The organism is Psychrobacillus sp. NPDC093200, assembly GCF_050280345.1.
Taxonomy (GTDB): Bacteria; Bacillota; Bacilli; order Bacillales_A; family Planococcaceae; genus Psychrobacillus; species Psychrobacillus faecigallinarum.
Window position 1 is genome coordinate 568,103 of sequence record NZ_JBNNVC010000001.1, and the last position, 14,977, is coordinate 583,079.

General features: G+C 39.4%; 14 protein-coding genes and 1 pseudogene. 11 read left to right on the forward strand and 4 right to left on the reverse strand.

All coding sequences use genetic code 11. The features are described from left to right. Window positions 1-46: 46 nt before the first annotated feature. Window positions 47-796 carry a hydrogen peroxide-dependent heme synthase gene (gene hemQ, locus ACQKNZ_RS02905; protein ID WP_144539795.1) on the reverse strand — a complete coding sequence of 250 codons (750 nt, stop codon included), beginning with the start codon at window positions 794-796 and terminating at the stop codon, window positions 47-49. Between the two features lie 150 nt (window positions 797-946). Between hemQ and pta the strand changes: the two genes are divergently transcribed. Together pta and ACQKNZ_RS02915 are read left to right on the forward strand one after the other, a co-directional pair. Further along, window positions 947-1,891, forward strand: a complete 945-nt coding sequence (gene pta, locus ACQKNZ_RS02910) for a phosphate acetyltransferase (protein ID WP_427658047.1) — start codon at window positions 947-949, stop codon at window positions 1,889-1,891. Window positions 1,892-1,911: 20 nt separating this feature from the next. Next, on the forward strand, window positions 1,912-2,742 hold the full coding sequence (locus ACQKNZ_RS02915) for a lipoate--protein ligase family protein (protein ID WP_427658901.1): 831 nt from the start codon (window positions 1,912-1,914) through the stop codon (window positions 2,740-2,742). 131 nt (window positions 2,743-2,873) lie between these two features. Here the strand turns inward: ACQKNZ_RS02915 and ACQKNZ_RS02920 are convergent, their stop codons facing one another. Next, window positions 2,874-3,497, reverse strand: a complete 624-nt coding sequence (locus ACQKNZ_RS02920; RefSeq protein WP_427658049.1) for an RsfA family transcriptional regulator — start codon at window positions 3,495-3,497, stop codon at window positions 2,874-2,876. A 156-nt stretch (window positions 3,498-3,653) separates the two neighbouring features. Between ACQKNZ_RS02920 and ACQKNZ_RS02925 the strand changes: the two genes are divergently transcribed. From ACQKNZ_RS02925 to ACQKNZ_RS02935, 3 genes are all read left to right on the forward strand, one after another. Continuing rightward, window positions 3,654-3,881: a DUF1450 domain-containing protein gene (locus ACQKNZ_RS02925; protein ID WP_144539789.1), complete on the forward strand. Its 228-nt coding sequence runs from the start codon at window positions 3,654-3,656 to the stop codon at window positions 3,879-3,881. 134 nt (window positions 3,882-4,015) lie between these two features. After that, window positions 4,016-5,311, forward strand: coding sequence for an HD domain-containing protein (locus ACQKNZ_RS02930; RefSeq protein ID WP_144539787.1), 1,296 nt, complete (start codon window positions 4,016-4,018; stop codon window positions 5,309-5,311). 13 nt (window positions 5,312-5,324) lie between these two features. After that, on the forward strand, window positions 5,325-5,840 hold the full coding sequence (locus tag ACQKNZ_RS02935; RefSeq protein WP_340862597.1) for a YwgA family protein: 516 nt from the start codon (window positions 5,325-5,327) through the stop codon (window positions 5,838-5,840). 19 nt (window positions 5,841-5,859) lie between these two features. Here ACQKNZ_RS02935 and ACQKNZ_RS02940 read toward each other — a convergent pair whose 3' ends face one another. Continuing rightward, entirely contained in the window at window positions 5,860-6,045 is a 186-nt protein-coding gene (locus ACQKNZ_RS02940) for a 2-hydroxymuconate tautomerase (RefSeq protein ID WP_144539783.1), read from the reverse strand. Between the two features lie 67 nt (window positions 6,046-6,112). Between ACQKNZ_RS02940 and ACQKNZ_RS02945 the strand changes: the two genes are divergently transcribed. Both ACQKNZ_RS02945 and ACQKNZ_RS02950 read left to right on the forward strand, forming a co-directional pair. Further along, entirely contained in the window at window positions 6,113-6,628 is a 516-nt protein-coding gene (locus ACQKNZ_RS02945; RefSeq protein WP_144539781.1) for a YwhD family protein, read from the forward strand. Between the two features lie 786 nt (window positions 6,629-7,414). Then, window positions 7,415-7,687: pseudogene (locus tag ACQKNZ_RS02950) on the forward strand (transposase); the annotation flags it as partial. Window positions 7,688-8,026: 339 nt separating this feature from the next. Here ACQKNZ_RS02950 and ACQKNZ_RS02955 read toward each other — a convergent pair. After that, complete coding sequence (locus tag ACQKNZ_RS02955) at window positions 8,027-10,111, reverse strand: transglycosylase domain-containing protein (RefSeq protein WP_427658052.1); 2,085 nt, start codon at window positions 10,109-10,111, stop codon at window positions 8,027-8,029. A 167-nt stretch (window positions 10,112-10,278) separates the two neighbouring features. Here ACQKNZ_RS02955 and speE point away from each other — a divergent pair, with 167 nt between their 5' ends. The 4 genes from speE to argS all read left to right on the forward strand — a co-directional run bounded on the left by speE (window position 10,279) and on the right by argS (window position 14,886). After that, a complete protein-coding gene (speE, locus tag ACQKNZ_RS02960) occupies window positions 10,279-11,112 on the forward strand; it encodes a spermidine synthase (protein ID WP_427658054.1) in 834 nt (277 codons plus the stop codon). 4 nt (window positions 11,113-11,116) lie between these two features. Further along, window positions 11,117-11,989 (forward strand): agmatinase, encoded by an 873-nt coding sequence (gene speB, locus ACQKNZ_RS02965; RefSeq protein WP_144539775.1) that lies wholly within the window; start codon window positions 11,117-11,119, stop codon window positions 11,987-11,989. An 809-nt stretch (window positions 11,990-12,798) separates the two neighbouring features. Further along, on the forward strand, window positions 12,799-13,218 hold the full coding sequence (locus ACQKNZ_RS02970) for a DUF1934 domain-containing protein (protein WP_340862599.1): 420 nt from the start codon (window positions 12,799-12,801) through the stop codon (window positions 13,216-13,218). Further along, a complete protein-coding gene (gene argS / locus ACQKNZ_RS02975; protein ID WP_340862600.1) occupies window positions 13,219-14,886 on the forward strand; it encodes an arginine--tRNA ligase in 1,668 nt (555 codons plus the stop codon). Window positions 14,887-14,977: the final 91 nt, after the last annotated feature.

Genomic DNA, 14,977 nt, shown 5'->3' on the forward strand with positions numbered 1-14,977 from the left:
AGATAAAAAAAGACCACCAAACGGCGGCCTTTTCCATATATTCCAATTATAGATTGAAGAAAGTAGAACGTTTTTCCCCTTCTAAAATAGTACCAACGAAGAATGAACCGAATTCTCCATATCGGGCACTTACTTCATCAAAGCGCATTTCATAAACTAATTTCTTAAATTGAAGTACATCATCTGAGAATAATGTTACTCCCCATTCGAAATCGTCAAAGCCAACAGAACCAGAGATAATTTGTTTTACTTTTCCAGCATAGCTTCGACCGATCATTCCGTGGCTGCGCATTAATTCTTTGCGTTGTTCCATTGGAAGCATATACCAGTTATCATTACCTTCACGGCGTTTGTCCATTGGGTAGAAGCAAACGTATTGAGAACGCTGAAGTTGTGGATATAGTCGTGATCGCACATGTGGATTTTGATAAGGATCTTCATTTGATTCACCAGACAGGTAATTAGATAATTCTACTACTGATACGTAAGAATATGCAGGAAGCGTAAAGTCCGCGATTGTAAGTTTGTTGAATCGTGCCTCTAGCTCTTGTAATTCATCCATAGTTGGACGTAACGTCATTAACATAAAGTCTGCTTTTTGGCCAACAATAGTATAGAAAGCATGCGCTCCGGTTTTTGCATCATCTGCTTGTTGTAATTCATCTAAAAATGCAACAAATTCATCTGTTGCTTGTTTACGAAGTTCAGGATCTACTTGTTTCCATGATGCCCAATCCATTTGTCGGAAATCATGTAAAACGTACCAACCATCTAATGTAATAGCTGCTTCATTCATTATTATGACACTCCCTTTAATAAATATTTCGCATATTTAGTTTACCACACCCGAATTTAGAATTCCCTTATTTGCCCCATTTTAGAATGACATAATGTGACAAACTCGTGTATGCTTATTCTATAAATAATCCTTAAAGGAGGCGTAGTTGTGGCAGATTTATTTGAAGAAATAAAAGATAGGCTAAGAGGCAAAAACATATCTATAATTTTACCTGAGGGAAATGATGAGAGAATCATTGAGGCAGCGTTAAAGTTACAGAAAGAGGGAGTAATTCACCCAATCGTAATAGGCAGTGATGCAGAAATTACACCTGAAATAGAAGTATTAAATCCTAAAACTTATGAATATATGGACGAGCTCGTGAATGCATTTGTCGAAAGAAGAAAAGGTAAAGCGACACCTGAGCAAGCACAAGAGATATTAATGGATGTCAATTATTTCGGTACGATGCTTGTGTACACAAAAAAAGCTCATGGCTTAGTTAGTGGAGCTGCCCACACAACAGCTGAAACTGTTCGGCCTGCATTGCAAATTATCAAGACAAAGCCTGGTGTATCCAAGACAAGTGGAGCATTTTTAATGGTAAAGAATGACACTCGTTATATTTTTGCAGACTGCGCAATCACTATTGCTCCTACAAGTGAGGATTTAGCAGAAATAGCGATAGAGGGAGCTAAAACAGCTGAGGCCTTTGGTATAAAGCCGAAAGTAGCAATGCTATCCTTTTCAACAAAAGGGTCTGCGAAATCAGAGGAAACGGAAAAGGTCGTTCAAGCGACTATTCTGGCCAAAGAAAGAGCTCCTCATTTGTCGATAGAAGGAGAGCTGCAATTCGATGCAAGCGTTGTTCCTTCTATTGCAGATAAGAAGGCACCAGGTGCTGAGGTTAGAGGAGATGCGAGTGTCTTTGTTTTCCCATCTCTTGAAGCAGGAAATATAGGTTATAAAATTGCAGAACGTCTTGGAGAATTTGAAGCAATAGGGCCGATTCTACAAGGATTAAATGCCCCTGTGAATGATTTATCACGAGGCTGTAATGCAGAAGATGTATACAAGCTTGCTTATATTACGGCAGCTCAAGCACTAGATTAAGGAGAATAGGAATGTCAGAAATAAATGTTTTATTGGAGCAAAATGCATGGCGCTTTTGGGACCAATCACTGAGTGGGAAAAGCCGTTCAGCGTTAGAATCCTTTGCAGCGGACGATTTACTTTGTCATGTGGTGGGACAAGGACAATCACCGGCAACTGTTCGCACATGGATACATGATCAAACAGTTGTGATGGGAATCCAGGATCATCGGCTACCGTTTGTTGAAGACGCCCAAGATTTCTTGCGTACACGTGGCTACAATCCGATTGTTCGAAATTCAGGAGGACTGGCGGTTGTGTTGGATGAAGGTGTTTTAAATATATCAATCGTGCTATCCGAAAAAAATCAATCCATAGATATATCGACCGGATACGAAGTTATGTTGGCGTTTGTCCAGCTACTTTTTCCAGAGGCAGAAGGTAAAATAGAAGCTTATGAAATTGTAGGATCCTATTGTCCAGGTTCCTATGATTTAAGTATCGAGGGCAAGAAATTTGCTGGAATTTCACAACGAAGGCTAAGACAGGGAATTGCCGTTCAAGTATATCTTTGTGTGGAAGGAAGCGGAAGCGAACGAGCCCGCCTAATCCAAGAGTTTTACAGTATTGGCATCCAGGGAGAGGAAACTAAGTTTACTTACCCACAGATTAAACCAGATGTAATGGCCTCTCTCAATGAGTTATTGGAAACAAACTTTAGCGTGCAAGATATCGTAATACGCATACAGAGGTTACTACAGCATCTGTCCAAACAAGTAATCTCGCAATCACTTACCCAAGAGGAAGCGGAATTATATCACTTCTATTTAGAAAGAGTGCTAAAGCGAAACCAAAAAATGCTAGAAGGATGAAGAACGGCATAGTTTCTTAGTCTTTGGCTAGCGTTCACAAAGTATTAGTTTCTATGATCGGCTACTTGCTTGTTATACTTGTATAGACCAATAAAAGATTTTAGATAGACATAGAAAAAACCACCAATCGATTAAACGGTTGGTGGTTCTTTTGTTACTAGATTGCCGTTTTTCTCCATTTGAAATACTGGAACAGCTGGCATCTCATCATCATTTAAAGTTACTAGACGTCGAGCGCGGTTCATAATCTGAACAAATTGCTCGTAATCTTGTTTAATCGCTGCGTTTTCTTTTTCAAGTTTTGCAAGCTCGCTTTCTAACTTACGAATCTTTTCGTTCGAAATAGTTGCCATATGGCGGTATCTAGAAATATCTGAATCACTGTGCTGTAAACGTACTAGATAAGCAATAATTATATCTATGGATAATGCTGAAACAGGAATAGATTGAGTGCGTTCTCCTTCTTCCTGAGGCTTAGCTAAGTATATTCCATTTCCTCTACGACGATAATCCTTACCTAAAATACGTAGCTTTTCTTTACGTTCTTTCTTTGCATCCTTTAGCTCTGTTTCATATTGATGGCGAACTACTGCATTCCATCTAAACCCACAGGCTGCGGCAGTACGATTTAACTCGTCACCTGCTTCTTCAAATGCGTTTAGCTGAGTACTACCTTCTCGAACGTGTCTTAACACTAATTCTGCTAACAATTCATCGTTTTCTCTCATCCATGCGTCTTGTCTTATCTTTACCATGTTTGTCCTCCTACCATGTTCATAGTTTCGTTGTTCTATTAACATCATGGACAACATATCGCTCTTTTATTCACGTAATTTACACTTGATAGCAATATAAACTTTAAGATACAATGACGTGTAGACAATATCTATTTATAGAAAGGGTTGTGTACTATGGCAAACCATTTTCGAGTTTGCGATGAGTGTCAGGCCGTTAACCTAAAAACATTAATTCCAAAACTAAAAGCAATCGATCCAGAGGCAGAGGTTGAAATAAAAGAATGTCAGTCATACTGTGGCCCTGGCCGCAAGAAGACATTTGCTTTTATTAATAATCGTCCAGTAGCAGCTTTAACCGAAGACGAATTAATGGAGAAAGTACGCGCCAAGCTGGAGTCATAATAATAGACATTCTTTGCAAGAAGGTTATCCTATATGTATTGAACTATTGCCGCCTTTTCATAAGCGGCTTTTTTCTTTATACTTAATAGTTAATAGTAATTAGCTTTTTTTATATAGAGACTGGAGGGTGACAAATGAGCTATGCTACACAAAAGCTAGCAGAAGAAAAAGTATTTAAAGATCCAGTCCATCGTTATATTCATGTACGCGACCAAGTGATTTGGGATGTAATCGGCGCTAAGGAGTTCCAAAGGCTTCGACGTATTAAACAGCTGGGCACTACCTATCTAGTATTCCATGGTGCAGAGCATAGCAGATTTAATCATTCACTAGGTGTATATGAAATTGTACGACGAATCGTGGACGATAGTTTTGAAGGAAGACCTGCGTGGGACCCCTCTGAAAGACTGGTAGTTTTGTGTGCAGCACTTCTACATGATTTAGGTCATGGACCATTTTCTCATGCATTTGAAAATGTTTTTGGCTTGGACCATGAGGAATTTACGAAACAAATCTTACTTGGAGATACAGAGGTAAATGAAATTCTTTCAAGGGTGAGCGATGACTTTCCACAAAAAGTGGCGGATGTCATTGGTAAAACGTATCCGAATAAACAAGTTGTAAGCTTAATCTCCAGTCAAATAGATGCAGATCGTATGGATTACTTGCAAAGAGATGCTTATTTTACCGGGGTAAGCTATGGGCATTTCGATATGGAGCGGATTTTACGAGTTATGCGTCCGTTAGATGATCAAGTGGTTATCAAATCTACTGGGATGCACGCAGTGGAAGATTATATTATGAGTCGTTATCAAATGTATTGGCAAGTATATTTTCATCCAGTTTCCAGAAGTGCAGAAGTTATTTTAACGAAAATTTTACATCGTGCGAAAGCGTTAAGTGAAACTGGTTATGCCTTTGAACAGCAGCCTACTCACTTTTTGCGTTTTTTTGATAATAGCTTTACCCTACAGGATTACCTTGCGCTAGATGAGGGAGTTTTATTGACTTATTTCCAACTATGGATGAACGAGAAGGATTCTATCCTATCTGATTTGTGTAATCGCTTTGTGAATCGTAAGCTGTTCCAATATATAGAGTTTGATTTGGCTAAGGATTACGTAAAAATGAAGGAGTTAGAGCAGCTATTTAAACGGGCTGGAATCGATCCAGAGTATTACTTAGTATTTGATTCGTCCTCCGATTTACCTTACGATTTTTATCGTCCAGGGGAAGAGGGAGAACGTATTCCTATTCACCTTCAAATGCCAAATGGAGAAATTAGAGAGCTCTCTCGCCAGTCAGAGGTAGTAGAGGCTATTTCAGGGAAAAGACGCACAGACCATAAATTATATTTTCCCGAGGACTTCTTAACAGCAGATGGCAAGAAGAAGGCATTAAAGAAACAGATACTCGATTTACTAAAATAGAGGTGGGTTTGTATTGTTAGAGGAACATGCAAAAATTGTACAATTTATCGGAGCAGCAGACGGGATCACGGGAAGAAAGAAACTACAGAAAATGGTCTATATTGCTAAGAAGTTGCAGTTTCCATATAAAGAGAAATATGATTTTCATATTTATGGGCCATACTCAGAAGAGTTAACATTACGTGTAGAGGAGCTTTGTAATATGGGCTTCTTGCAGGAGGAACGACAAGACAAAGGCTCGTATGTCCAATACAAATATCAAATGACGGATGCAGGGGAACATTTTATGGAAATGGCTCAGGTACCAGAGGCAAGTCCAGCATTGAAGATGTGCATTGAGCAAATGAAAGAAAAAAGCTCCCGTTTTCTAGAGCTAGTTTCTACGCTATTATACTTTGAGAACTTTCCAAAGGAAGAACAAATAGAAAAAGTTCACGTTGTAAAAGGGAAATTGAATTACACAGAGGAAGAAATTGAAGAGGCTTTCTCTTTTGTGATGAATTTGATGAATGAAAAAGCTATCCACTAGGGATAGCTTTCTAAGGTAATTATTTATCGCTTAAAAGAGTACCAGCTACAGCGTAATGGTTTTTAGGCATCTCTTCGATGAACACAACTACATTCTCAACGGGTGCATTAGTTGTTTCTGCAACTACCTCAGTCACTTTTTCTACTAATGCGCGTTTTTGGTCATCGGAACGACCTTCTAACATTTTTACAGTTACATATGGCATTTCGTTACCTCCTTTGTAGAAATTATCAGTATACTTAACATCATAACAGAGTGAAAGGAGTTTACGCATGACTAATGAAGAAAAACCAAAACAAAAAGTAGGATTTACAATTATAAAAAATGACCCAACAGACGGGCATAAGGGATTTGGAATTGGCTCTCTATCTCTAGAGAACGTATCTCCAGTCATTATAGATATAGAAGAAGGCACAGCAAAAGTAGAAATAGGTGCCATGCATGCTAGAAGCGATACAGAAAGAGGCATCAAGTTTACTACAAATCGTGAGGATTCCGAAGGCGGTAAGCCCTATTGGCTAGTCTGGGTAACAATTGACCATAAAGCGGACGGACCATATTACGCGGGAGTAGCAGCATGTGAGATGGTGGTTAATCGGGAGAAGCGACGTGGCTATAAGATTTTAGCAGACCATGTAAATCGAATGGATAAATCGATGAAACGACAAATTTTAGTCGATTTTATGGACAATCGCTCAAAAGAAATCTTAAAGAGTTTCCTACAATCCCATAACCTAGAAATCTGGGAAAGAAGCGATATCAAGCTTCACCAAGACCTTGAGATATGATATTAAAATAATTTATAGTTCAATTCGATTATAATTTAGTCCGTTTAGGTGGTTGAATAAATCGAAAAAAGAAAGTACAATTTACTTAAAGCTTACTTCACAGTAATGCTAGGACACTTAGTAATATGAGTAAGTAGCGGGCTGGGAAGCATTGTGAAACCCAATCCAAAACATTCCTACCTTAAGCAGAAAGTTATACTAAGAAAAAGCTTTTCACTCTCTTAGGAGGGTGGAAGGCTTTTTATTTTGTGCTAAATTAGCATATGCTTCTTCAAAGGTGCTTATCTAGCCTCAGTGTATATGCTGATTGCTTGAAAAATAAAGAATACATTTGTTTGATTTTCGCTCTTTGCGAACCCGTTCGGCGGGGGAGAGTGCTTGCTGCATGTTATTACAATGAGTAGAAGTTAGTCACTTCATCTAAAGAAGGGACTAAGTAATCTTTTATGGAGTAGTTACAATTTCATTTATTGTACTTATTAAAACTGAACTTTCGATTATGAGTAATCTTACAAATGTAAAAGAGCTGCAAAACGCTTGCAGCTCTCATACTGTAGACAAACACCATGAATTTTGGTGTTTTGCCTACAATCTTTTTTCTTTTAAGAGATAAAGCTAGAAATGTTGATCTCCGCTGCGAGCGGACGCTTTCCGCGGGCACGGCTTCAGCCGCTTCCCTCGCTACGCTCAGTCCAGGGTCTTCAGCTCGCGCTATTCCCGCTGGAGTCGCCGCTCTCCGCTCCAATCAACAGTGCTTCCTATTAAAGGAATGAGGGGATGGATAGGATGGCCAAGAATCAAACTCAATGAACGCGAACAGTTGGAGATACTGACCATAGAGCAGTTGGTTCCTAAAGACCATCTGGGCGCAAACTGGATGCGGCAATTGATTTCTCTTTTATCTATCGATTAGTTGAAGATCTTTACTCAACCATTGGGAGACCCAGCATAGATCCTGTAGTACTGATCCAGATGACATTCATCCAATACAGCTTTGGTATCCGTTCCATGCGCCAGACAAACAAGGAAATTGAAACGAATGTGGCATACCGCCAGTATGCATTGCTCCTTCTTTTTGAGAGTCGTGTCCAGTGATTTAGCCAGTGTACGCATAGTAAGAATCACCAAAAATGATTCAACGCCACATCTGGCATGACTACCTGGATGTAGCTGAGGACTTGCGACACAATCATTAAAGAAGTATATGGAAAGAGTAAAGAAAAGCATGGTATGCGATGGACAACCCTAAAGGAATTAAAAAAATTGTCCATGCAGGGACTTTTTCTGACTTAAATCTTAAGAAACTAGCCAGTTTGACATGGAAACGCCAACCATGGCGTAATAAGAACCAAAATGAAAAGCTGCAAAATGCTTGCAGCTCATTTTTTCTAATACGTTTTAATTTCCAAAGAAGGGGAAGGGGAAGATAGACCATGGCTCATCATTGTCTCCGTTTTCATCCGCTGTAAGATCTTCAAAGGTATGCTGTTTCAAACGTGGATCCGTACAAAGCTGTTTCGGAACATCCTTCTCCTTTAAGTAAATAAGTCTCTGCTTATCGCAATCAGCTGTTGCAATTCCGCCAGTTTCAATGTCAACTATGACTCCTCGAACTCCCGCTGGAGCAATAAACGGTTCTTCTGGCAATCCGCGATGAACCAGCTCCATAAACTCAATCCAAACCTGCTTGGTCACCTGCTTTGCTTCGGCATCGCTTACTGCTTTTCCTTGATCGTAGCCGTTCCAAACCCCAGTAGTAAGCTGAGGGGAGAAGCCGATTAAATATTGGTCAGTATTGGTTGTTCCTGATTTAGCCGCGTAAGGACGAGTTTGTTTTGCACGAATGCTAATACCAGTTGCCGGGGAGTAATCATTAAAGGTAGGATCAAAGGTTCCTGTCATTAAGTGAGACAAAACAAATGCATCCTCTTCTAATAGCACCTTCTTACCCTTACGTTTTTCCTCTGTGACGTTGTACAATACTTTTCCATCATTGTCAGTAATCTTAGTAATATAGGTTGGTTGCATCTGAACCCCTTTATCCGATATTGTGTTATAAACCTTTGTCATGTCTAGTAAGGATACTTCTGGTGTTCCTAAGGCAACGGCAGGAGTATGGTCAATTTCCATATTGATATTAAAGCGCTCGACCAACTGTTCTAAAGGCTTATAGCCTATTTGTTCCAATGTTTTAACCGCATAGATATTATCAGAGATGGCAATAGCCTGAGCCATGGAAATAGGATGATTAGCAAACTCTCCATTTACATTTTTGGGCTCGTATTCTCTACGTCCGTTATCATAGGTAAATATTGTTCGTTCACTTTTTAAATAGGTCAATGGAGAAAATCCATTTTCTAGAGCAGCAGCAAATAATAAAGGTTTAATCGTTGAACCAGGCTGCCTTTTTGCCTGTGTAACCCGGTTAAAGGGACTTTCTGTAAAGCTTCGTCCCCCAACCATAGCAGTAATGTAACCTGTTTTTGGTTCCATGCTGACGAATCCAACTTGTAGCTCGCCCTCAGGCATCCATTTTTTTATAGTTTCTTCAGCTGCCTGTTGATGCTTTTGATTTAATGTGGTCGTAATCGTCCAACCGCCCTCTTCAATACGGCGCCCCTTGTTCTCTACAATATTTGTTGCTTCCTTCCATACCTCTTCTAAAAAATATGGTGCTGTCTTTTTAGTAACTACTGATTCCTCGGTTTTTAATACAAAATGCTCTTGATTTGCATGTTCTTTTTGCTCAGCAGTGATAAACTGCTGATTATTCATAAGTTGTAAAATTAGCTTTTGACGATTGACTGCTTTTTCCTCATTAACTAAAGGGGAGTAATGGGTAGGACCTTTTGGAATTCCCATAAGAAGAGCAGACTCTGCTAGAGTTAAAGACTTAGCGCTCTTCCCAAAATAAAACCTGCTTGCAGCCTCTACTCCGTACATCCCATGTCCAAAGTAAACAGTGTTCAAATAGCCCTCTAGAAGTTCATCCTTCTCGTAGAAAATTTCTAACCGATAGGCATATAATGCTTCATTCAATTTACGAGTCCATGATTTTTCGTGGGTTAAAAATACATTACGAGCATATTGCTGAGTAATTGTGCTGGCTCCCTCTACTTTTTTGCCAGCCTTTACGTCTTTTAGAAGAGCCGAGGCAATCCGAGAATAATCAAATCCATTATGCTCATAAAATTCCTGGTCCTCAACAGAAATAGTAGCCTGCGGTATGAAAGGCGACATTTCATCAAGAGATACCCAGTATCTACGTTGATCCTCAAAGCGGTCTCCAATAACATTATCCTGACTGTCTAAAAAAACAGAGGAAATAGGAACTTGTATTATAGGGGCACCAACAATTTGAGCGTAAATGCGAAGAGTGACCAGGGCACTTAAAACTGCACAGCTTGCGGCAATTCCTAACAAAAATACTCTTTTTACTCTTTTACTTCGAGTTGCCTTCTTTTTATATTGCGAGCGCTTCAAAAAATCCACCCCGTTTTCATCCATGTTTCTATCAGTATGAGAACAATAGATTCAAATTAAACGGGAAAACAAAAAACTATTGCACTTTTGCCAAAAACCTCTATACTTTCTTTGTATTTACTTTTTTGATAAAGTAAAAGAATTATGTATTGGAAGGAGATAGATAAATGGCTGGATTTTGGTTTACAGAAAAGCAAACCGAGAATTTTGGCATCACAATGAAGGTGAAACGCACACTTCATACTGAGCAAACGGATTTCCAACTGTTAGAAATGGCAGAAACAGAAGAATGGGGTAACATGCTCTTTTTAGACGGAATGGTTATGACGTCTCAAAAGGATGAGTTTGTTTACCATGAAATGGTGGCACATGTTCCTTTATTTACACATCCAAACCCAGAAAACGTATTAGTTGTTGGTGGAGGAGACGGTGGAGTAATTCGTGAAATTATGAAGCATCCAAAAGTAAAAAAAGCGACACTTGTTGATATAGATGGAAAAGTAATAGAGTACTCAAAAAAATATTTACCAGAGATTGCTTGTGAATTAGAAAACCCTCGTGTAGATGTGCAGGTTGGAGACGGCTTCATGCATATTGCTGAGTCTGAAAACGAGTATGATGTTATTATGGTAGATTCAACAGAACCAGTGGGACCTGCAGTAAATCTATTTACAAAAGGATTCTATGCTGGTATTTCTAAAGCACTAAAAGAAGATGGTCTATTTGTTGCTCAATCGGACAACCCTTGGTTTAAGGCAGACTTAATCCGTCAGGTCCAAAAGGACGTAAAGGAAATATTCCCAATTACAAATTTGTATTTAGCTAATATTCCTACGTATCCAAGTGGTCTTTGGTGCTTTACAATTGGCTCGAAGAAATATGATCCACTACAGGTTCCAGAGGAACAATTCTTCGATATTGATACAAAATATTATACAAAAGAGCTTCACAAAGCAGCATTCGTTTTACCGAAATTTGTGAAAGACCTTGCAGGAGAGTAAGCCCATGCGATTTGATGAAGCATACTCAGGCAATGTATTTATAAAAAGTAAGCAAAACTACGAAAAAGCTCAGGCAGTTATTTATGGTATGCCGATGGACTGGACAGTTAGCTACCGTCCAGGATCTCGTTTTGGGCCACAACGCATTAGAGAGGTTTCTATCGGGCTAGAGGAATATTCGCCATATCTTGATAGAGAGCTAGATGACGTAAACTATTTCGATGCAGGGGATATCCCTCTTCCATTTGGAAACGCAGCGAAAAGCCTCGAGCTAATAGGTGATTACATTCGTCAATTGTTACAAGATGGGAAAATTCCAGTTGGCATGGGCGGAGAGCATTTAGTCTCTTGGCCAGTAATGAAAGCTGTGGCAGACAAATATGATAATTTAGCAATTATCCACATGGATGCTCACACCGATTTACGTGTGGAATATGAAGGCGAGCCACTATCTCACTCAACTCCAATCCGTAAAATCGCAGAATATATTGGCCCAAAAAACGTCTACTCATTTGGAATTCGTTCTGGAATGAAGGAAGAGTTCGACTGGGCTAAAGAAAATGGCATGCAAATCGCCAAATTTGAAGTGCTAGAGCCATTGAAGGAAGTACTTCCGACACTAGAGGGTCGTCCGGTCTATGTAACAATTGATATCGATGTGCTTGACCCAGCACACGCACCAGGAACAGGAACTGTAGACTGTGGAGGAATAACAAGCCGCGAGCTGCTAGCCTCCATCCATGCTATCGCAAACTCAGGTGTTAACGTAGTAGGCTTCGACCTTGTAGAAGTAGCCCCAATCTACGACCAATCGGAGCAAACCGCAAACACTGCATCGAAGCTAATGAGAGAAATGCTACTAGGATGGGTTAAATAGAAAATAGTCTCCATTATTCTGCGTAGCTGAACAAAGTGAAGCGGAAGCAAACCGCCAACACTGCATCGAAGCTAATGAGAGAAATGCTACTAGGATGGATTAAATAGAAAGTAATATCTAAATGTATCTGCGACGATCAGTACGCAGGAGTGCAATTTAATAAAGTATAAAAGTGATGTTCTTTAATGGACATCACTTTTTTTGTATTGAGTAAAATTAAAATGATATTTATAACTATTTATTCCATTACTCTAACAAACAGCTGCTAATAGTGTATAGTGTTTAAGGTTTAGTTGTAACTTAAGCGAAATTTAAGCTATAATATGAAGGTTATATTAACAAACTTCTTTTAAAAGTTATAATTAGTAATTAGGTTTGCATACTAACAATTGTTTAGTTGATTGTAGCGGCAGTCGGCGACTCCAGTGGGATGAGTGAGGCAGATAAGACATCACAAATGACGTGCAAGCGACGGTGATGACTTATCGCCCACGAAAAGCGCCCGACTAAAGCGGAAATCTGCCATCTATTCTATTCATGCAAGCAATTTATATTTGATGGATATCGTATAATTTTTTTCACTCTAGCTAATCTCATATATACTCATCTTATGATTGTAGCGGCAGTCGGCGACTCCAGTGGGATGAGTGAGACAGATAAGACATCACAAACGACGCGCAAGCGGCGGTGGTGGCTTATCGCTCACCCCACGGAAAGCGTCCGACTAAAGCGGAAATCTACCATATATTCTATGGAAGCAAGCAATAGAAATTAAATAAATCATTAATATGCTCTAAAGGATGAAGTCCATGTCTGAACCATTAAAAAAATCAGTTGAAGTTCGTTTACGATCAACGATCCAACACCCTAAAGCAAAAAAAGAATTCTTTGACATTCGCACTACGGGCGTTCTAACCTTAAAGGGAGAGCAGCCTTATTTAGTTTATGAGGAAGTACAGAATGAAAAAGCTGTTCGAACAACAGTCAAATTACATGAGGAGTCTGCTTTGATATTGCGAAGCGGTGGCGTTAAAATGCGTCTTCCATTTCAAAAGGGAGAGCAGCAAACCGGTAGCTATGACACAGGTTACGGCACCTTCATGATTTCAACAAATACAAAGCATTTACAATTCAAGGATGGTCATTTTCTAGTACATTATGAACTAATAGTGGATGAAGAAGTGGTCGGTACATATAAATTAGAACTAATATATTCGGAGGCGGAATAAATGAACGCAGTAGAAAAAGTACAACAATCTATTAAGGAAGCAATACAACAAGCAATTCTTAAAGCAGAGCTTGTGACAGAAGAGCAGCTCCCATCTGTTCATCTGGAAACACCAAAAGACAAAGCAAATGGCGACTACGCAACAAATATTGCTATGCAATTAACAAAAATTGCGAAGAAAAACCCTCGTCAAATTGCAGAAGCAATCATTGAAAATCTTAATATGGATGGCACAATGATGGAGAAAGTTGACATTGCTGGTCCAGGGTTTATGAACATTACAGTACGTAAAGATTATTTACAAGATGTTGTGAAAGCTGTCCTTACTGAAGAAAAAAATTACGGACGTACGAAATCCGGGGCTGGAGAAAAAATTCAAGTGGAATTTGTTTCTGCCAATCCAACAGGTGACCTACACCTAGGGCATGCTCGTGGAGCTTCTGTGGGAGATTCCTTATGCAACGTATTGGACTTTGCCGGCTATGATGTTTCTCGTGAGTATTATATTAATGATGCAGGCAATCAAATCAATAACTTAGCCGTTTCTATTGAAGTGCGATATTTTGAAGCATTAGGTATGGAAAAGGAAATGCCAGAAGACGGATATAGAGGACAAGACATTATCGATATTGCTGCTGACATTGCAAAAGAGCATGGGGATAAATTTGTTCATATGTCAGATGAGGAACGTTTCCAAGCATTCCGTACACATGGTTTAAAAGTTGAATTGGCGAAGCTTCAAAAGGATTTATCAGACTTCCGTGTAAGCTTTGACAATTGGTTCTCGGAAACCTCCTTATATGAAGGCGGAAAAATTGATATTGCATTAAACAAATTACGTGAAAACGGTCATATCTTTGAAGAAGAGGGGGCAACCTGGTTACGCTCTACTACATTTGGAGATGATAAGGATCGTGTACTTATTAAAAGTGATGGCTCATTCACTTATTTACTTCCAGACATTGCATACCATGAGAATAAGCTGGCTCGTGGCTTCGATCAGCTCATTAATATTTGGGGAGCAGACCATCACGGATACATTCCGCGTATGAAGGCTGCTTTTGAGGCACTTGGATACGAACGTGAAAAGCTAGAAGTATCTGTTATCCAAATGGTTCAGCTATATAAAGACGGCGAAAAAATGAAAATGAGTAAACGTACAGGTAAAGCTGTAACGATGCGTGAGCTTGTGGAAGAAGTAGGATTAGACGCTGTGCGTTATTTCTTCGGTATGCGTTCCGGTGATTCTCATATGGACTTTGACCTTGATTTAGCCGTTTCTCAATCCAATGAAAACCCAGTGTACTATGCGCAATACGCACATGCTCGTATTTGTTCTATTTTACGTTCTGCAGAAACACAAGGAATGAAGGCGTCTACAAATTCCTTGGAGTTATTGCAAAGCGAAAAAGAACTTGATCTATTGAAAAAAATCGGTGACTTCCCACAAGTTGTAGCAGATGCTGCGAAACTTCGTGCACCTCACCGTGTAGCAACCTATATCCAGGAACTAGCAGCAACATTCCACAGTTTCTATAATGCAGACAAAGTACTAAACGCTGACAATGTGCCTCTTTCAGAAGCACGTCTTGCGCTAGTAACATCTGCACGCCAAACAATTGCAAATGCATTAAAACTAATCGGAGTATCTGCTCCAGAAAAAATGTAATTAAAACTCCTAGAGGCATTAAGAAACCAATTCTTAATGCCTCTTTTGTTTGTTTATTAGTTTAATCAAACAGATTAAAAAGGAAAATAAC